Annotated in this window: 19 protein-coding genes, 1 tRNA gene and 1 other RNA gene; 7 read left to right on the top strand and 14 right to left on the bottom strand. The window is 69.2% G+C overall.

Going from position 1 to position 17,396, the window contains the following annotated elements:
- Window position 1: 1 nt before the first annotated feature.
- Genes SK854_RS38475 through SK854_RS38510 form a run of 8 tightly spaced genes read right to left on the bottom strand, consistent with a single transcriptional unit; the run spans window position 2 to window position 7,769 of the window.
- Window positions 2-196 (bottom strand): hypothetical protein, encoded by a 195-nt coding sequence (locus SK854_RS38475; protein WP_030481005.1) that lies wholly within the window; start codon window positions 194-196, stop codon window positions 2-4.
- Window positions 193-666 carry a hypothetical protein gene (locus SK854_RS38480; protein WP_093602180.1) on the bottom strand — a complete coding sequence of 158 codons (474 nt, stop codon included), beginning with the start codon at window positions 664-666 and terminating at the stop codon, window positions 193-195. Before SK854_RS38480 ends, SK854_RS38475 begins: the two co-directional genes overlap by 4 nt.
- A gap of 18 nt (window positions 667-684) precedes the next feature.
- Complete coding sequence (locus SK854_RS38485; RefSeq protein WP_319980079.1) at window positions 685-1,689, bottom strand: C40 family peptidase; 1,005 nt, start codon at window positions 1,687-1,689, stop codon at window positions 685-687.
- Window positions 1,690-1,692: 3 nt separating this feature from the next.
- Entirely contained in the window at window positions 1,693-2,295 is a 603-nt protein-coding gene (locus tag SK854_RS38490) for a hypothetical protein (protein WP_319980080.1), read from the bottom strand.
- A gap of 11 nt (window positions 2,296-2,306) precedes the next feature.
- Window positions 2,307-4,178 (bottom strand): hypothetical protein, encoded by a 1,872-nt coding sequence (locus SK854_RS38495; protein WP_319980081.1) that lies wholly within the window; start codon window positions 4,176-4,178, stop codon window positions 2,307-2,309.
- Complete coding sequence (locus tag SK854_RS38500) at window positions 4,175-7,036, bottom strand: ATP-binding protein (protein ID WP_406601878.1); 2,862 nt, start codon at window positions 7,034-7,036, stop codon at window positions 4,175-4,177. The genes SK854_RS38495 and SK854_RS38500 overlap by 4 nt, the downstream gene beginning before the upstream one ends.
- Window positions 7,011-7,487, bottom strand: coding sequence for a hypothetical protein (locus SK854_RS38505; protein WP_319980082.1), 477 nt, complete (start codon window positions 7,485-7,487; stop codon window positions 7,011-7,013). The genes SK854_RS38500 and SK854_RS38505 overlap by 26 nt, the downstream gene beginning before the upstream one ends.
- Window positions 7,488-7,490: 3 nt before the next feature.
- Entirely contained in the window at window positions 7,491-7,769 is a 279-nt protein-coding gene (locus SK854_RS38510; RefSeq protein WP_170176263.1) for a hypothetical protein, read from the bottom strand.
- Window positions 7,770-8,194: 425 nt separating this feature from the next.
- Between SK854_RS38510 and SK854_RS38515 the strand changes: the two genes are divergently transcribed.
- Window positions 8,195-8,458 (top strand): hypothetical protein, encoded by a 264-nt coding sequence (locus SK854_RS38515; protein WP_245822284.1) that lies wholly within the window; start codon window positions 8,195-8,197, stop codon window positions 8,456-8,458.
- 44 nt (window positions 8,459-8,502) lie between these two features.
- On the opposite strand, the gene SK854_RS38520 is transcribed toward SK854_RS38515, so the two are convergent.
- The 3 genes from SK854_RS38520 to rnpB form a co-directional block, all read right to left on the bottom strand.
- On the bottom strand, window positions 8,503-10,089 hold the full coding sequence (locus tag SK854_RS38520) for a DUF6345 domain-containing protein (protein ID WP_319980083.1): 1,587 nt from the start codon (window positions 10,087-10,089) through the stop codon (window positions 8,503-8,505).
- A gap of 155 nt (window positions 10,090-10,244) precedes the next feature.
- Window positions 10,245-11,369 (bottom strand): threonine synthase, encoded by a 1,125-nt coding sequence (locus SK854_RS38525; RefSeq protein WP_319980084.1) that lies wholly within the window; start codon window positions 11,367-11,369, stop codon window positions 10,245-10,247.
- A 17-nt stretch (window positions 11,370-11,386) separates the two neighbouring features.
- An RNA gene (rnpB, locus tag SK854_RS38530) (RNase P RNA component class A) lies at window positions 11,387-11,778 on the bottom strand.
- Between the two features lie 175 nt (window positions 11,779-11,953).
- Between rnpB and SK854_RS38535 the strand changes: the two genes are divergently transcribed.
- Window positions 11,954-12,475 (top strand): NAD(P)H-dependent oxidoreductase, encoded by a 522-nt coding sequence (locus SK854_RS38535; RefSeq protein ID WP_319980085.1) that lies wholly within the window; start codon window positions 11,954-11,956, stop codon window positions 12,473-12,475.
- Between the two features lie 123 nt (window positions 12,476-12,598).
- Here SK854_RS38535 and SK854_RS38540 read toward each other — a convergent pair whose 3' ends face one another.
- Window positions 12,599-13,675 carry a bifunctional RNase H/acid phosphatase gene (locus SK854_RS38540; protein ID WP_319980369.1) on the bottom strand — a complete coding sequence of 359 codons (1,077 nt, stop codon included), beginning with the start codon at window positions 13,673-13,675 and terminating at the stop codon, window positions 12,599-12,601.
- A gap of 65 nt (window positions 13,676-13,740) precedes the next feature.
- Here SK854_RS38540 and SK854_RS38545 point away from each other — a divergent pair.
- Window positions 13,741-13,823 (top strand) — tRNA-Leu (locus SK854_RS38545).
- 133 nt (window positions 13,824-13,956) lie between these two features.
- On the opposite strand, the gene SK854_RS38550 is transcribed toward SK854_RS38545, so the two are convergent.
- Window positions 13,957-14,400 carry a MarR family winged helix-turn-helix transcriptional regulator gene (locus SK854_RS38550; protein WP_319980086.1) on the bottom strand — a complete coding sequence of 148 codons (444 nt, stop codon included), beginning with the start codon at window positions 14,398-14,400 and terminating at the stop codon, window positions 13,957-13,959.
- 45 nt (window positions 14,401-14,445) lie between these two features.
- Between SK854_RS38550 and SK854_RS38555 the strand changes: the two genes are divergently transcribed.
- The 4 genes from SK854_RS38555 (at window position 14,446) to SK854_RS38570 (ending at window position 16,917) form a co-directional block, all read left to right on the top strand.
- Window positions 14,446-14,973, top strand: coding sequence for a DUF6790 family protein (locus SK854_RS38555; RefSeq protein WP_319980087.1), 528 nt, complete (start codon window positions 14,446-14,448; stop codon window positions 14,971-14,973).
- Window positions 14,974-15,188: 215 nt separating this feature from the next.
- A complete protein-coding gene (locus SK854_RS38560; protein ID WP_319980088.1) occupies window positions 15,189-15,830 on the top strand; it encodes an RNA polymerase sigma factor in 642 nt (213 codons plus the stop codon).
- 34 nt (window positions 15,831-15,864) lie between these two features.
- Entirely contained in the window at window positions 15,865-16,521 is a 657-nt protein-coding gene (locus SK854_RS38565; RefSeq protein WP_319980089.1) for a hypothetical protein, read from the top strand.
- Between the two features lie 126 nt (window positions 16,522-16,647).
- Window positions 16,648-16,917: a hypothetical protein gene (locus tag SK854_RS38570; protein WP_319980090.1), complete on the top strand. Its 270-nt coding sequence runs from the start codon at window positions 16,648-16,650 to the stop codon at window positions 16,915-16,917.
- A 70-nt stretch (window positions 16,918-16,987) separates the two neighbouring features.
- Here the strand turns inward: SK854_RS38570 and SK854_RS38575 are convergent, their stop codons facing one another.
- The gene (locus tag SK854_RS38575) at window positions 16,988-17,350 is read right to left on the bottom strand and encodes a cupin domain-containing protein (protein WP_319980091.1); all 363 of its coding nucleotides are present in this window, start codon (window positions 17,348-17,350) and stop codon (window positions 16,988-16,990) included.
- Window positions 17,351-17,396 lie beyond the last annotated feature (46 nt).

Consider the following 17,396-nt stretch of genomic DNA (forward strand, 5'->3'; position numbering starts at 1 on the left):
GTCAGTCCTCGTCGTCGCCGCGCCACTTCTTGTCGGACTCGTCGGCCGCCTTGGTCCGTTCCCTGGCGATCTCCAGGGCACGGGCCGCGGTGGCCTCGTCCGGGTACGGGCCCATCCGGTCAGGGCCCTTGCAGCCCTTGCCCTGCTCCACGGTCTGGTGGGTCAGGCAGAAGTACCAACCACTGCTGTCACTCATCTGCGTTCGCCTCCCAAAGGCGCCGGGAATCCCCGCGGCGGCGTCGACTGGTTGGCGTTGGCGTACTCCGACGGGATCGGGTCCAAACACGAGACCAGCACCGTGCGGTCCTCGGCGTTCTCGATCTTACGTCCGGAACGGTCCCGGTAGACGAGAGAGCCGTCGGAGTCGATCTCCATGATGGCGCCGACCTCGGCCAGCTGTTCCTCGTCGAGATCGGCGAGCTTCTCGTAGCGCGACGGCACCACGCGGTAGACCGGCCACTTCAGGTGGCCGTACGTCCGGTGGAAGTCCGCGAGCAGGTGCACCAGGTGCTGCTGCCACGGCAACGGCATCGCCTCGGCCAGCGCACGCGGGATCACCACGTAGTCGGCAGAGACTCCCGGAGCACCGGCCGCCACGTAGTCACGCACTGGTGTGCTCGACGCGGGTGGTCCGGAAGGCCTCGGGATGGGGTCGTGGTTGAACATGCAGCGCCTCCCCGCGATCTACACGCCCGGCCGGACGGCCAGCGGCATCAACTCTTGATAATTCCAGTTGATCTTGCTGATCTTCACGACGTCACCCGTCTGGGGGGCGTGGATGTACTCGTCGTTGCCGAGGTACATGCCGACGTGGTGCACCGAGCGCGGGTCCGCGGTGTTGTACGCCCAGAAGATCAAGTCACCGGCTTGGGCGTCGCGCACCGGAAGGTGGGCGCCGCCCTTCTCGTACTGGTCGTTCGCGACGCGCGGGATGCTCACACCGGCCGCGCCGAAGGCCTTCACCAGGATGCCGGAGCAGTCCCACGCGTCCGGGCCGTTGCCGCCCCACAGGTACGGCTCGCCCAGCTGCTCCTTGGTGAACTGGATCGCGATGCCCGCCGCGTTCGACGCCAGCAGGAACTCCCCCGCGCCGGAGCCGCAGCCCGCCGGGTCGCTGATCGCGCCCAGCTCGCTGAGCAGGAACGCCCCCATCGACTCCCAGTTGTGGTACCGGTCGGGGAACGCCGAGCGCTCCACCGCCTGCGCCGAGTCACCGGGCCGCTTGTTCTCCCAGTCCGGCACCTTCAGCAGCACGTCGTAGAACTTGTTGATCGCGTACGTCGGGTCGATCACCTCGGCGGGGGTGCCCCAGCCCATCGACGGACGCATCTGGAAGATGCCGAGCGAGTCGCGGTCGCCGTAGTTCAACGGGCGCAGGCCCGACTCGGTCATGCCGGCCTGGATCGCGATCTGCCACGCGAGCGGCGGCAACTTGCGCTCCTGGCCGATGGAGATGATCCGCGCGACGATGTTGCGCTGCTCCTCGTTGAGGCGCGCCGCGTCGGCCTGTCCCCTGGCCGCACCGCCACCCGCGTCCCACGGGCCGATGGCCGCGTTGCAGCTCATCTTCAGGACGTTGCCGCCGGCAGCGGGATTCGTGGAGTTGCTGACCACCTGCGAGACGCCCGACGTCGCCACCGCGATCACGACGACCGCGGCGAGAGCCCCGATCAGCAGCATCAGGCGCATGGGTCAGCCCGCCTTCGTGTAGCCGTTGACCCGCCACTCGTTGCTGGGCGAGAGCTTGATCAACGTGATGACGACCTTGCCGGTGTCCGTTCCCACCTCGAAGTCCGCCGACGACACGGTCGACCGCTTGGCCGCGACCTTCTGGGTGATCTTGTCCGGCACGTTCTTCGGGTCGATCGTCGCCATCTGCGCGAGGAACTCCTCCGTCGTGTACGGACGGAGCTGCGCGAGCCACTTGGTGACGTCGTTGTCCGGCGGCGGCTTGATCCAGTTCTCCGCCCACAGCTCGGCGATCAGCTGCGCGTCCGCCGCGGGAGGGGCGGCCGACGCGGCGTTCGTGGGCGGTGGCTGCTTGGTCGGCAGCGAGACGCCGCTGCTGCCCGGCAGCTGACCGACCTGGGTGCCCGACGAGGACGCCGAGGTCTGACCGGCCGCGGACGGGTCCGTGGCCTTGCGGTCGAGCACCTTGGGGATGACCACTCCGAGCGTGACGACCAGCACCACGAAGATGATGATCGAGGCGCCCAGGTGCCGCGGGGAACGCAGCGGCCAGCCCCACAGCCTGCGGTAGACCGCGGCACGGCCGCGGTTGGTACGGATCGGCATCTACGCTCCCCTCAGCTGTTGTCCCGGACTTCGAAGCCGCGCGACGGCCGGTAGATCACGTGCACCGGACGCCCCGCCACGACTTCTGTCTCTGCCCTTCGCGGTTCCTGCGCCGGCGCGGAGTAGCCACCGCCGGAACGCGACGGCACGAGCACCGCGTCGTCGACCCGGTCCCACTGCCTGTCGGTGACCGTGGGGCTGTCCACCACGCGCGACCGGGCGACGGGCAACGCCGCCGGACCCGATCCCGAGGGCAGCGCGCCCGCGCGGACGCCGTTCCCGTGGGAACCGCTGACGATCTGGCCCGGCTGCGAGTCGCGGTCGAGCCGCTGAGCCGTCGCCATGACCGGGTTCGAGGCCTCCGGGCGCACCCGGCCGCGACCGCGCTGCGGAGCCGCGTCGCCCTCGGCGTCGCTGTCCCGCACGGACTCCCAGAACTCGTCCTGCGGCGTCGGGCCGGTCTGCTTCTTGCGGCCCATCATCTTCGACCAGACGCCCCCGCTCATCGGCAGGACGTTGCTGGCCGAACCGACCGACATCTCGACCATCTGCCACATGCGGCGCAACGGTTTGCCGATCACGAAGCACACGAGTGTCAGCATCAGGCCGAGCAACGTGCGCGTCAGCAACGACAGCCCGGTCGCGTTGAAGATCGCCTGCAGCAGCAGCGCGTGGACACCCGCGAGGACCGCGAGCACCAGCACGTTGAACACCGTCACGGCGGCCGCGCGGGCGACCTTGCGCAGCAGGTCGTGGTGCAGCAACGCGACCAGGCCGATGAGCGGCCCGGCGAGCGTCAGGATGCGCAGCAGCAGCTGGGCCAGCAGCACCGCGGCCTTCGCGAACAACTGGAACAGCGAGAACGCGATGGACTGCAGCAGCGCCAGGAAACCCGCGCCGGTGCGGCTGCCGTCGGTGCCGTCGAAGTAGCCCTTGGAGGTGCCGAGCTGCGCTTCCAGGGCCTTCCACTCGGCCTTCTTCGCGTCCAGGGCTGCCTGATCGCCGTCCTTGCCCTCGGCGATCTCGGCGGTGGTCCAGGCCTGCGCCTTGAGGATGCGCGGGCCGAACTCGGCGGCCTGCGGTGCCTCGGGCGTGCCGAACGCGCCGCGCAGCCAGCTCTGGTAGACGACGGCGTCGTGCAGTTTCGTTGGTAGGACGTGGAGCGTGCCTTGTTCCTCAGGCGCCTCGATGAACCCCGCCTGGATCTCCGAAGTCTTCGAGACCAGCGTGTTGTCGAGGAGGTTGTAGAACTGCGGCAAGGCCAATGTGGACGTTGCCAGCCACATGGCCGCCAGCGCCCAGAGTCCGCGTTTGGAGATCGCGGCGAAGTCGCCGGTCCAGATCTGCCGGAACATCAGGATCGCGAGGAGCAGCGCCACCAGGCCGAACCAGCGCAGGTAGACGTTGTCGTAGACCTTCTGCACGCCGTTCTTCACGGCGTCGTCCAGCGGGACCAGCAGGCCGCGGCCCATCACGGTGTAGTGCAACGCGTTCGTGGCGCCGACGATGTTCTTGCCGATGCTGAACAGCTCGTTGCCCGCCCACGTGTCGAGCGTGGCGTTGGCGTCGGGCAGGACGTTGCACTTGGCGTTGTAGTTGTGCCAGACCATGCCCGCGTAGCCGTACTCCAGGTACGGCGAGCCGGGCAGGCCGTTGCCGACGGGCGGGTCGAGCGCGCCGACCATGCCGGCGCCGGGACGTTCCGGATTCGGTGCCTCGCCACAGGTTTGGGCGTGCGCCATCGGGGCACCCATGACGACCTGCAAGGCCAGGATGGCCGCGACGAGGCCGACCGACCTCGTGCGTGCTGACGCGCGCAGCGCGAACCGCCGCCTTGCCCAGAGCAAGGCGGCGATCGCGAGCACGATCGTCAGCGCCGTCATGCGCCGCCGTCCCGGTGGCGGTTGGTGCCGTCACCGTGGGCCACCAGCTGGGCCTCTTCCTCCGTCAGTCCTAGTTCCATGTCCGCCGCCAGTTCGTCGTCGATCTCGTCGGGCACGTAGGCGGGCGGCATCGGGGCCGCGTTGGGGTCGTCCGCCGGCACGAGCTCGCCCTTGCCGTTGTCGCGCTTGGCGTCGGGGGTCGTGTCGAGGGCGTTGCGCAGGTGCTCCAGGTGCGGGCCGCTGAAGTCGATGCGGATCCGCTCCACGCCACCCGCGCCGTCGCCGAAGATGAACTGGCGGGGCGCGCGGTCGCGTTCGGTCGCGTTGCGCTCGCCACCGGGGCGGCGGCCGAGCGAGGCGACGACCTGCTCGTACCCGGCGCCGATCGGCACCTTGAGCAGCCGCAGCGCGTCCGCCTGCGCCGAGTCGTCGTCGAGCCGGCCGACGAAGACCGAGTCGAGCAGCGTCACGAAGCCCTGGATCTTCAGGAAGTCGGCGGGGATCTGCGACGACAGCAGCACGCGGACGTTCCACTTTCGCGAGTCACGCGCGAAGCGGTTCATCAGCACACGGCCGGTCGGGACCTCCGAGAGGAAGAACGCCTCGTCGATCCAGACGCCCTTGCGCTGGTCCTTCGGCTTCTCGTAGATCGAGCGCTGGGTGAGCCAGGCGGCGAGGTTCAGCATCTCGACGCCGAGCGACTCCGCGTCCGTCCAGTGCTCGCGGCCGACGCCGTCCTTCGGCAGGTTCAGGCCCGCCATGGTGAGGACGGTGAGGCGGTCGTCGCGCACCTCGTTGTACGGGTCGTGGTTCTCCTCGGGGATCAGCAACGACATGCGCTCGCGCATCTCGTCGAGGAAGTCCGCGACGACGACGGCGTGCTCGTGGTGCTCGGACGCGTCCCGGCGCAGCGCCTCGAAGACGAGACCGGGGTGGGCGTCGAAGCGGCCACCGACCGTGCGGACCGCGCGCAGCAGCGTGATGCGCGTCTGGGGCAGCCGGGCGACCTCGTAGGGCAGCAGACCGGTCAGCACGTCCAGCACGAGACGACGGCGGGTCGCGGCCGCGAGGGCCTTCTCCCGGCGCCAGGCCCGTTCCGGGTCCTCCTCGTCGAGGAAGTGGTCGAGCATCGGCTCGGCGACCACCCGGTACGGGTTCAGAATCCCCGGCTGGGCGTTGAGCAGGTTGATCGGCCGCGCGTAGGGCCGCAGCTCCGGCAGTTCGCACAGCGCGGACAGCGGACCGGACGGGTCGAGCAACGTCCAGTGCGCGCCGGCCCGCAGGGTCTTGTAGACCATGCCGCCGCCGAGGAACGACTTGCCGGCGCCCAGGCCCGCGACCATCGCCGTCAGACCAGAGGCGTCACGGAGCTCCTGCGCCATCCACGGGTCCCACGCGACCGGGCGGCGGGTGGCCGTGACGGTCTCGCCGAGCAGAATGCCGCGGCGGTCACCGACCTCGGCCGTCGCGGTCGGAACGGCCGACGCGGCCCACAACACGCTGCCTCGGCGCAGGTAGGCGCCGTTGGACAGCGGCTCGCCCGGAATGAACTCGCGGGCGATCGCGTACTGGGCCTCGGGGTGGTCGATCGAGACCTTCGGCTTGTACAGCTCCAGCAACGACTGGGCGAGCCGCAGCGCCTCGCGCTCGGTCGGGCCGGACACGGCCAGGCGCCACCACGAGCGCACCCGGGTGCCCAGCGCGGTGAAGCCCGACGTCATCTCGTCGTCGATCTCCAGCACGCGGCCGGCCTGACGGGCCAGCGACTGCGGCGGTTCCAGCTCGTGCTCGTCGGTGTAGTGGCGGACCTGCGAGCGGACCTTGCTCATCTGCCGCGACAGCTCGCCCGACACCTCTTCGGGCTTGCGCACGTAAATGCGCGCGGACCACTCGACCGAGGCGGGCAGCCGGTCGGCGCGCTGCACCCACGGGTCGTCGACCTCGGGGATCTGCAGGCCGTGCATCAGCCCGACCGTCAGCACGCAGACGTGCCGCTTGATGCCCGCGTTCGAGCCGGTGCGGCCGCGCACGGTCACCGTCGGTGAGTACGGCTCCTGGTGGAAGTCCGCGGCGTCGGTGAAGGACGCCAGGTCCTCCGGCTCCCACGCGGCGCCGGGCACGGCGGGCAGGTTGCGCGGCGCGGGCAGGCCCAGCGAGCACGACCGGTGCATCAGCCAGGACATCTCCTCGGCCGTCGCGGGACGGCCTTCGAGACCCGCGGACCCGATCACCTGGTCGAGGTGCTCGACCTCGGAGTCCAACGCCACCAGTTCGGCGTCGACGGCGTCCGGGAAGACCTTGCGCAGCACGGGGGCCGCGCGTTCGACCGCGCGGTCCATCATGTTGCGGGTCTGCACCTGAACGCCCAGGTAGACCTCTTTCTCCGCCATCGAGCGGCCCATGAGCTGCTGCTGCTCGCCGACCATGTAGTCGTCGAACGACAGCGTGCCGGGAGTGTCCGGCAGGCGCTTGACGGCGTTGTGCACGTGCGCCTCGGCCCACATGCGGATGGGGTACGGCCGCGTGGTGACCCGCAGGTGCATCCAGCGGCCCTGCAGCTCGGCGTACTGGCCCGCGATGGCCGCGATCAGGTCCTGGCGCTGCGAGTCGCTGCGGAACGACCAGCGCTGCGGCGCGAGCCGGTACCAGGCGTAGACCTCCTGGCCGGTGCGCAGCAGGTGACCGTCGATGCTGCGGGCCGCGATCGACGGTGTGTAGCTCGGCACGGACTGCTCGCCGGGCAGGCGGCGTCCGCGCTTGGAATACGCTGCCCTGTCGCGCTCGCGCGGGTCCGCGGCGGCGTGCTGGGCGATGTGCTGGGCGGAGCGACGGTCACGGTCTCGCCGGCGTCCGAACACCGCGAACCTCCTTCTTACGGCTGTCTGACGTCCGGCGGGGCTGGGCCTGCTGTCTCGCCCGTCGTTGTTGTTTCTTGCTCAACTTGGGACGAGGCCGCTGCGGACTGACCCGGATCCGGGCGGCACTGGCCGCTCCGCCGGTGCTTGCCGTGCGCTCTCGAGGTGCCGTCAGCTCGCGGACCCACATCGACATCACGGCCGTGAGGGGCCGTTCATGGCTGATCCGCTGGGTGATGAAACGAGTGAGGATGATCGTCGCGACCAGGGCCCACGCGGTCGAGAAGAACCCGAACCCGACGCCCATCTGCCGTTCGATCGTGAGTACGACGAGGAAAACGACGATCCCGACACCCCACGCGACGTATCGCGCGCGCCAGGGAAAAGTCGCTTTGGGCGGACCGAGCCAGACGGCGTCGACCCGGTAGACCTCGTCGTCAGTGCGGACCCGCACGGATCAGCCTCCGACGAACAAGCCGGCGAGCCACTTGCCGATGTTCGCGCCGGCGTCGGTGGTGACGGCGAGGCCGATGATGGCCAGCGCGACGATCACGCCGCCCAGACGGCGCATGACACCCGCGTTGTCGCCTTTGCCACCTCCGAGCCAGAGCAGGAGCAGCGCGACCGTCAGCAGCAGCAGGGGGACGATGTTGTTCAGGATCCAGTCACGGACATTGCTTGTGCCCGGCACCGTCGGCTGCTGCTGAGCGAGTGTCACCAGGTCCATGGCGGTCATTCGGTACTCCAGAGTGCGCGGGGGCTTGCGCTACGAGTAGAACACGAGTTCGTCACGACGTGTGGGGCTGTTGCTGCGGGGTGTAGATCATCTGGCCGTTCCCCCTGGGAGGAATTACGTCTAATCTGGCCGACACATCATCACTGAGGAGACGTCAGTGGGGAACACCCGGATCGAGATTCTCTCCGTCGCTGGCAAGGTTCACCCGACTGCGAACGCCCTGGTCACCCACAGTGCGTGCGTCCTAAACGTGCGCACGTGTACATCCATGTGAATGCTCTGATCGGCCGGTTCGCGACCCCGTCGACAAGCACGGCGGGCGCAATCCGGAGCGACGACTCCGAGGAGATTCGCCCATGCTCGAACCTGACCTCGTGCCGGACGGAAGTGTGGACGGAATCACAGCCTCCCCTAATGCTCCAGGCGTGGATGAGCCTACCGGGCAGAGCACGCAATCCCGGCGCCGGGTCCAAAGGACGATCAACTTCGACAGGTCGGTGCTGGAACGCGCGCGTGCGGCGGCCACCTACCTCGCCTCCTACGAGCCCCAGGCGGGGGTGCGGTCGCTCGCCGACATCGTGAATCCCGCGGTGCTCGCCTACGTGACCGAGTTGGAGGAGCTCTACAACTCGGGGGAGCCGTTCCGGCCCGTCCTGAGGATGCCTTCCGGGCGGCCGGCCAACCGGTGAAGCCCGGCGACCGAGGGTCGCCGGGCTTCGTCGCGCGTCCGGTTCTAGGAGGCGCCGGAGATCCGCCAGAACAGGCCGGTCGAGGCGTAGTCAGGGCCGACGCCCGCGCCCTTGCCCCAGAAGTAGTCGTTGAAGTTGCCCAGTCCACCCGTCGTGGTGACGGGACCCATGGTCGCCCAGCGGACCGACGCCGGCTGGGTGTCGATGCTGGCCTGCGCCCACGCGTCGCGGACCTTCATCGGGTTGTTCCACCACAGGAACGGCGAGCGCCACATGTAGTGACCGAACTTGCCGCCGTGGTTGGCGGAGTTGTAGCTGACGGTCGTGAAGCTGTTGATCTGGTGCAGGCCGCGGAAGGCCTGGCCCCAGCGCTGCGCCCAGGTCTGGCCGCCGGTGCTGTCCTCCAGGATCAGGCAGGTGAAGAGGCTCATCCACTCGACGTCGTTCTGGCCCCAGCGCGCGTCGGTGTTCGCGAGCTTGTTGTCGGTGTGGTTGGAGCAGCCGGTGAAGTAGAAGCCGGTGCCGGAGCCGTGGCCCTGCCAGTAGGTGAGGTCGACGTCGTCGGCCCAGTTCGTGTCGTCACCGCCGGCGAACGCGGGGTCCTTGAAGTCGCTCTCCCACGCGTTGGCGTTGAGCCAGGTGAAGTCGCGGGCGATGCCGTGGTTGCTCGCCTCGGTGTTGAACGTGCCGATGTTGGCGACGGTGTTGGGCAGGCCGGAGCAGTTGCCGGTGCCCTCGCTGCCGACCTGGGTGCCGACAGCCTGGCTCTTGAACTGCTGCTCGGGCCGCGGCTCCTGGCCCGGTCCCGGCTGCGGCAGCTCGGCGCCGACCGCGGCGGGCAGGGTGATGGCCTGGGGCGCGCCACCGTCGTCGTTGCGACCGGCGCAGCGGAACGAGGGCTCGACCTTGTCGACCTCGTCCTCCAGCGGCGGGGCGACGTAGACGTAGCTCACCTCGGGCTTCACCGAGGCACCCAGGTACTTCTGGCACAGCTTGGCGCCGTACTCGAGGTCGTTCACCTTGACGGTGCCGGCCTTGTCGTAGGTGCGGGCGGCGTGGCTGACCGCCGTCACGCCCTGCGCGTCGAACGAGACGCGGATGTTCGCGCCCTCGCCCTCCAGCGGGAGGCCGTCGAGCTGGAACGTGTACGAGACGCTCGTGTCGAGGTTGGCCGTGAGTGCGTTGCGCCCGTTGACGTCCGACAGTTCGAACGTCGTGTACTGCGCGCTGGGCGTCGCGTTGGCCGGCAGCACACCCGCCGCCCTCAGGCCTTCCTGTGCGCGCTTGGCCGCGTCCTCGGTGGGGATGGTCTTGATGCGCTTGATCGCCTCGGTGTCGAGCGCGGTCTGCGTGGTGGCGTTGCCGTCCTCGTCGGGCCTGCCCTGTCCTTTGTCGACGGTCGGCAGGTGCTGGTAGCGCTGCTCGTCGGCGAAGGACACCGCGCCGGCCTCGGATCTCTGGACGTCTTTGAGGCCGAACGCCCGTTGCAGCCTCTGCGCCTGTTCCTGGTCGAGACCGGAGCTCTTCACCCCGTAGACGGGCAGTTCGGTGGCGTCGGCGGTCGCGACGCCGACCGCTCCCGCGGTGACGAGACTGGACAGGGCCAGCACCACCGTCAGCTTGCGTTGCATGTCTGTTCCCTCCCTTGGGGACGGCCGGCTGCAGGGGCCGACCGTCTGACAGGAGGATCTGGCTTTATTCGCCGTGATACCGAGAGTGGACTTTTGCGACGGGCGCGCCACTCGAACGGCCGCAATTCTGTAACACCCTTGGGGCAGCAAGGGACTTAGAGGCGGACACTTGGGTACTTGATGCCCGCACCGGTGTTCAGCACGACCACTTCGTCGTCCGCGGTGAGCCAGCCGTTCTCGCGCAGCGACCGGACCGCGCTGATCGTCGCGGCGCCTTCCGGGCACAGGAACACGCCTTCGAGGCGGGCGGTTTCAGCGCGGTCCGCGGCGATCTGCTCGTCGGTCACCGCCACCGCCGTGCCATTGGTTTCCCTGATGGCCTGGAGGATGATGAAGTCCCCCAACGGTTTCGGCACGTTGATGCCGAACGCGTCGGTGTAGGCGCCGTCCCAGAACGCCGATTCGGCCTTGCCCTCGTCGAACGCCTTCACGATCGGCGCGCACCCGGTGGACTGCACGGCGACCAGGCGGGGCAGCTTGCCGTCGATCCAGCCGAGCTCGCGCATCTCGTGCAGCGCCTTGTGAATCCCGATCAGACCGACCCCGCCGCCGGTCGGGTAGATGATCACGTCGGGGACGCGCCAGCCGAGCTGCTCGGCGATCTCGTAGCCCATCGTCTTCTTGCCCTCGATGCGGTAGGGCTCTCGCAGCGTGGAGGCGTCGAACAGGTCGACGTCCGCGATGGCCTTGGCGGCGTCGGCGATGGTGCCCGGCACGATCCGCAGCTCGGCGCCGCTCGCCTCGACCTCCTCGCGGGTGATCAGCGGGGCGTCCTCGGGCATCGCGATGACGCTGCGGATGCCCGCGCGCGCCGCGTACAGGGCCCAGGCGGCACCCGCGTTGCCGTTGGTCGGCATCTTGATGCCCTCGATGCCGAGCTCCTTGGCTCTGGCGACACCGACGGCCGCGCCACGGGCCTTGAACGAACCGGTCGGGACGAGCGACTCGTCCTTCATGAGGATCTTCGCGTCCAGCGCCCGGCTCAGTGCGGGCAGCGGCACGAGCGGGGTCATGCCCTCGCCGAGGCTGAACGCCGGATCGGGGTCGCGGACCGGGAGGACGTCGCGGTAGCGCCACAGCGAGTTCTCGGTCGTCGGACGGGCCACGCGGGTGAGGTCGTAGCGCGCCAGCAGTGGCGACGCGCACTCGTGGCAGAGGTTCTGGACGGCGTTGGCGTCGTGTTCGCGGCCACAACGGGCGCATTCCAGGTGCGAGAGCATGACTTCATGCATACAGGCGGATGAGCCGGCATGTAAGCCGGATCCTGTTCGTGGGACCGAGGTCCCAGTCGGCGGCCATCCATCTGGGCCTGCCGTTGCCGACAGGCTCTAGCAGCCTACCCGCGAGCATCGGGCGGGCAGCCCTCGAACGCTCGCGCAGCACCTTCACTCGCGATCCGGTGCCCTCTTGGCCTTGCTCCGGGTGGGGTTTACCTAGCCGCCCCAGTCACCTGGGGCGCTGGTGGTCTCTTACACCACCGTTTCACCCTTACCGCGGCTGACGCCACGGCGGTCTGTTCTCTGTGGCACTGTCCCGAGGGTCACCCCTGGTTGCCGTTAACAACCACCCTGCCCTGTGGAGTCCGGACTTTCCTCGACAGTCACCTGCCGCGGCCGCCCTGCCGACTCATCCGCGTTGACCAGGATATCCCAGCGGCTGGGAGCAGTTGTCCACCGGTGCGGACGTTGGTTGACTTCCGTCATGACACGACGTCGCCACGTCGACTACGGCCGCGTGGCAGCAAGCCTGTGTTGCCTCCGCTGAGTGCGTTCTTCGTGCCCGCGACCTCAGGGAGTGCCTTGTCATGTCCGATCTGCTGATCATCTCCGGTGCGCCGTCCCACTCCGCGCCGATCGGTGTCGTCGTGTCGTTCGTGGAGGAGCAGCTGCGAGCCGCCGGGCACCGGGTGTCGTTGCTCGACGTGCGGTCGTTGCCCACGTTGTCGCTGCTCACCGAGGACCTGCGTGATCCGGAGATCTCCGATGCCGTGCGCAGTGTGCTGTCCGCGGACGGCGTGGTGGTGGCCTCGCCGGTGTACCGCGCGGCGTACAGCGGGCTGGTGAAGGCGTTGCTCGACCTGCTGCCGAAGAAGGCGTTGCGCGGACGTGCCGTACTGCCTTTGGCGACGGGCGGCAGCCAGGGCTTCCTGGTGGCGATGGACTACGCGCTGCACCCGTTGCTCGCGGCCAAGGGCGCGGACCAGGTGGTGCGCGGCGAGTTCGTGCTGGACCAGAACGTGAACACGCCCGGAGCGGCCGCCGCTCTGGAAGCGGCGGCCGACCGGTTCACCGCGGCGCTGACGCCCCGGCTGCGCAAGGTCAGCTGAGCTTCGGCAGCACGTAGACCAGGTCGAGGCTCTCGCCGTCGGGCGTCACGTCGAACGTGGACAGCACCGGGACCGGGCGAACACATCGAGGCGTTCTACCGTCCCCTACACGGTGATTTCCGGTCAGCCGAGGTGCGAGGTGTCGTTCACGAGCTTCACCGACGCGTGCCCGTCCGGGTAGAACTCGGCGATCGAGACACCGGTGAGGTCGAGGTGCATCCGGAACAGGAACTGCGGCCCGACGTCCAGCGCCTGACGAAGCATGGTCTTGATCGGCGTGACGTGGCTGACCAGCACCAACGTCTTGCCGCCGTACCGCGAGATGATGTCCGCGCGCGCCTTGCGCACCCGCGCGTGCACCTCGTCGAAGCTCTCCCCGTTCGGCGGCTTCACACTCGTGTCGCCCAGCCACCGCCGGTGCACCTCGGGGTCCTGCTCGCTCGCCTCGGCGAACGTCAGTCCTTCCCACGTGCCGAAGTCGGTCTCGATGAGCCCCTGATGGGTGACGACCTCCAGCCCGATCCTGTCCGCGAGCTTCTTCGCCGTCTGCTGAGCCCTCTGCAACGGCGAGGAGATGACGGCCGCGATGCCGTCCATTTTGGACAGCCGTGCCGCCGCCCGCTCCGCCTGCTCCAGCCCGAGCTCCGTCAGCGGGTGATCGCCCCGCCCCGAGTAACGCCGGTCGACCGACAGCCTGGTCTGCCCGTGCCGCAACAGGATCACGCGCGTGGGCTCCCCCATCGCGCCACTCCAGTGCGGCTGCTTGGCACCCTCGGCCTTTGCTTCGGGTTCGTTCCCGGCCTTGCCCTGGGCGTCCATGGCCTCGTTCGCGAGCCGGTCCGCCTGCTTGTTGCGCTCGCGCGGAATCCACTCGTAGGTGATCTTCCCGAAGGCGCTCGCGACCTCCTGCGCCTCCCGTGCGAGCGGCTGCATCGAGGGGTGCTTGATCTTCCAGCGCCCGGACATCTGCTCGACGACGAGCTTGGAGTCCATCCGCACGTGCACGGTCTCGGCGTTCAGCTCCCTGGCCGCCCTGAGCCCCGCGATGAGCCCCTGGTACTCGGCCACGTTGTTGGTGGCGACACCGATGAACCCCTTGCGCTCGGCCAGCGTCTCGCCAGTGAGCTCGTCCCGCACAACCGCGCCGTATCCAGCAGGACCGGGGTTGCCCCGCGAGCCGCCGTCAGCCTCGACGATCACCTTCACGGGCCGATCGTAGCCCCGCGTTCAGGCCCCTCCGGACGCCCTGTATTCTGTTCACATCAGTCTGGGTGGCGGAATGGCAGACGCGCTAGCTTGAGGTGCTAGTGCCCGAAAGGGCGTGGGGGTTCAAGTCCCCCCTCGGACACTGGTTTTATCCCTACCAACAGGGCGGATGCTCCCATCGAGCGTCCGCCCTGTTGCGTTGCAGACGATCTCCAGGTTCAACCGCTTAGATCGCCGCCGCCTCACGCGCGACAGGTTTCGGTTCACCAGGCCGTTCAGGTCCGCCCCGGAGGGTCCTCCAGGATCTCGGCCAAGCGAAGGGTGTCGCTCAGATACCGCTCGTAGGGGAAGCCCGCGTCGAGCAGGGCGGTGCGCAGTTCGTCGTACATCGGCTTCCCGTTGTCGTGGAACGCTTTGCCGCCTGCCTCGGTGAGGCTGACCAGACGACGACGCGCGTGCTCGGGGTCGACGCGGACCTCCACGTGCCCTGCCGCCTCCAGCGGCCGCAGGGCCCTGCTGATCGCCGGGTCGGACACCGACAACGCCTGCGCGAGCTGGTGCTGCGTCACCGGCTGGATCTCCTCCAGCGTGCCCAGCAACCGCAGCTGGCCGTAGGTGAGCCCGCCCTGGCCAGCCTCCCGCTGCCGGGCCGATTCTCCAAGCAGGTACACGACCCGATGCAACAGGTCCGCAAGTCCGTCGTCCACGGTGTCGATCATACCTGAATGTTGCGATGTTAATATTAACCATGCAAGACTCAAAGCATGGACACGTTCTCCTACCTCGCCCAGACCTCGTTCCCCCTGCTCTGGCTGCTGATCGCGGTCGTTGGCGCGGCCGTGCGCACCCGCCACAGCCCGTCCCGCGCGGCGAAGCTCGAGATCTGGCAGCGGTGGTGGGCGGGCGCCGCGCTCGGCTGCGGCAGCCTGTGGCTCGTCATCGCGTTCCTCGTCATCCCGGACGAGATGGCGGCCACCATCGGCTTCGCCCGCACCCCGTTCGAGTTCGAGATCGCGTTCGCCAACCTCGCCCTCGCGGTCCTGGCCTTCCGCGCCGCGTCCCCGTCGGCTACCACCAGGGAACGCGCACTCGTCGGCCTGGGTGCCGGGATGTTCCTGTGGGGCGCGGCGATCGGTCACGTCCACCAGTGGCTCGCGGCAGGCAACCACGCACCGGGCAACACCGGCGGCATCCTGGTCTACGACGTGCTCGCGCCCGCGGTCCTGATCGTCCTCGCGCACAGGGCGCAGCGACTGTCCGGTGCGAACGAGTCGGCTCACGCGAGCCGGTGATGTGACCTTGGCCGGCAAGAACCAAGACCAGTGGGACGGGCTGCGGCGGACCCGTCCCACTTCGACACTCGATCCCAGCAGTTCCTCGCCGGCACCTGACCCCTCCGAGCCACACGCTGACCTGCGCGGAGTGGACGATCCACAGTGGACGCGCACGCCTGCCCCCGGACGGCGAAGGCTTGGCATGAGACGAATAGTCGTTCAGGATGCCGCGCGTGCGAAGTGCGGCGAGGTTCGGCGACAGCGGTGAGATCTCCGGTGTCGCGTGGTCGATGAGCCGTGCGAGTCCCGGAGATTCCTCTGGGGACACGGTCCTCGCGGCGGTGCGACGAGGTGACGAGGACGCCTTCCGCGCTCTCTACCGAGACATCCAGCCGAAGCTGCTGCGGTACCTCCAGGTGCTGGTCGGAGCCGATGCCGAGGACGTGGCGTCCGACGCCTGGCTGCAGATCGCGCGGGACCTGGGATCGTTCCGCGGCGACCTCGACGGGTTCCGCGGCTGGGCGACCACGATCGCCCGCAACCGCGCGATGGACCACCTCCGCCGTCAGCAGCGCCGGCCGGTCGTGCACGGGACCGTCGAGGACGTCGCCGAACCGGCTGGGCCGGAGGACACCGCTCAGGCGGCGCTGGACTCCGCGGCCACCGACGCCGCGCTGGCCCTGATCGCCAGGCTGCCACGGGACCAGGCCGAGGCCGTGCTGTTGCGGGTCGTCGTCGGCCTGGACGCGAAGGCCGCGGCCAAGGTGCTCGGCAAGCGCGCCGGCGCCGTGCGCACCGCGGCGCACCGCGGTCTGCGCACGCTGGCCGAGCACCTCGCCGCAACGTCTCCACCAGGGCCGACACCGTCGGAGTGACAGAAAACCGAGCCCTGACGCTGAAGGACATGAGATGAGCACCCACCGTTCCCGTCGCATCGACCGGCACACCGCGGAGCAGTTGCTGCGCAGTGCGCCCGGTCAGCAATCGGTCGCCGGACGCGATCGGCTGAGCGACCTGCTCGCGGCGGCGGGTGCGCCGGCCCGCGACCGGGAGCTGGCCGGTGAGCAGGCCGCCCTGGCGGCGTTCCGCGACGCTCGTCTCGCTCCCGCCCCTCAGCGACGGAGATCCCGGATGCTCAAGGCCGCACTGGCGAACCTGCTCGCTGTGAAGATCGCCGGTGTCGCGGCACTGACCGCCGGTGGCATCGCGCTGGCCGCCGCGGCGGGCACGTTGCCCGGTCAGCAGCGCGAGGAACCCACCACACCCGCCGGTACGAACGTCGTCAGCACGACGTCCGCCACCACCGCCACGACGTCGAAGGGGCCGGAGCGGAAGCCGGACAACAGCGCCGCCTCTCCCTCGCCGTCGCTCAAGGGCCTGTGCCAGGCCTACACGGCGGGCGCGGGCGCTGAACACGGCAAGTCGCACGACAACCCGGCGTTCAGCGCCTTGATCACGGCCGCGGGGGGCGCCGAACGGGTGCCCGGCTTCTGCGCCGGGCTGCTCGGTGAGAAGCCCGGCAAGTCCGACCGCGAGCCTGGCAGACCCACCCGCTCGAACCGCTGACGCGCCAGGACATCCGGCGACCCGACTGCCCCCACATCGGGTCGCCCGCTCCGGACGGGCGGCGGCCTGTGCCCCACGCCGCCGCTCGTCCACCCTTTTCCGCCGCCCAGAAGTGGAGGAGAGCCTGTGACCGACGCCTGTCCGCACGCTGTGTCCGCCGGCAGTTACCTGCTCGGCATGCTCACCGCCGAGGAGACCGACGAGTTCTGGCAGCACAGCACGAGATGCGCGCACTGCCGGGAGGAGCTGGTGGAGTTGATGCCCGGCGCGCTGTACCTCCGGCAGCTCAGAGCGGACATCTTCGCGGCCGGGCAGCGCTCGTGCACGGACCGGCCCTTCCTCTCCACGGTCGTGGCGCGGGAACCGAGATGGATCGCCGGCTGCGGCACGTCCTGACCCCGGCTCAAGACCGATCAACGGGCTGGAACGCCGGAACGCTCCAGCCCTCTCGCGCATCCGCCCGGCATCACCGCTTGGCGTAGTCGTCCATGCCCTGCCAGTCGATCATGACGCAGGCCTCCTCGCCGACCGTCCACGCGTCGTGGCCCGGTGCGGCGATCATGAAGTCGCCCGCGCCGATCTCGGCCTCCTCGCCGTCGTCCATGACGATCTTCATCCGGCCGGACACGCAGTAGCCCTTGTGCGCCACCTGGCAACTGTCGGTCCCCGCGATGGGCTTCACGTGCTCGGCCCAGTGCCAGCCCGGCTCGAACACGGCCCGGCCGACCGCACCGGCGTCGGAGTTGATGAGGTCCAGATGGCCCGTGCCCTGCTCGAAGGGGCGGGACTCCTCGGGTGCGTTGAAACTCTTGATCAGCAGACCAGACATGACCAACCTCCTGAAACTCGCTGATCAGCCAGCGGAACACGCCGGC

Origin of the sequence: Lentzea sokolovensis, from assembly GCF_033949975.1 — a bacterium.
Lineage (GTDB): Bacteria > Actinomycetota > Actinomycetes > Mycobacteriales > Pseudonocardiaceae > Lentzea > Lentzea sokolovensis.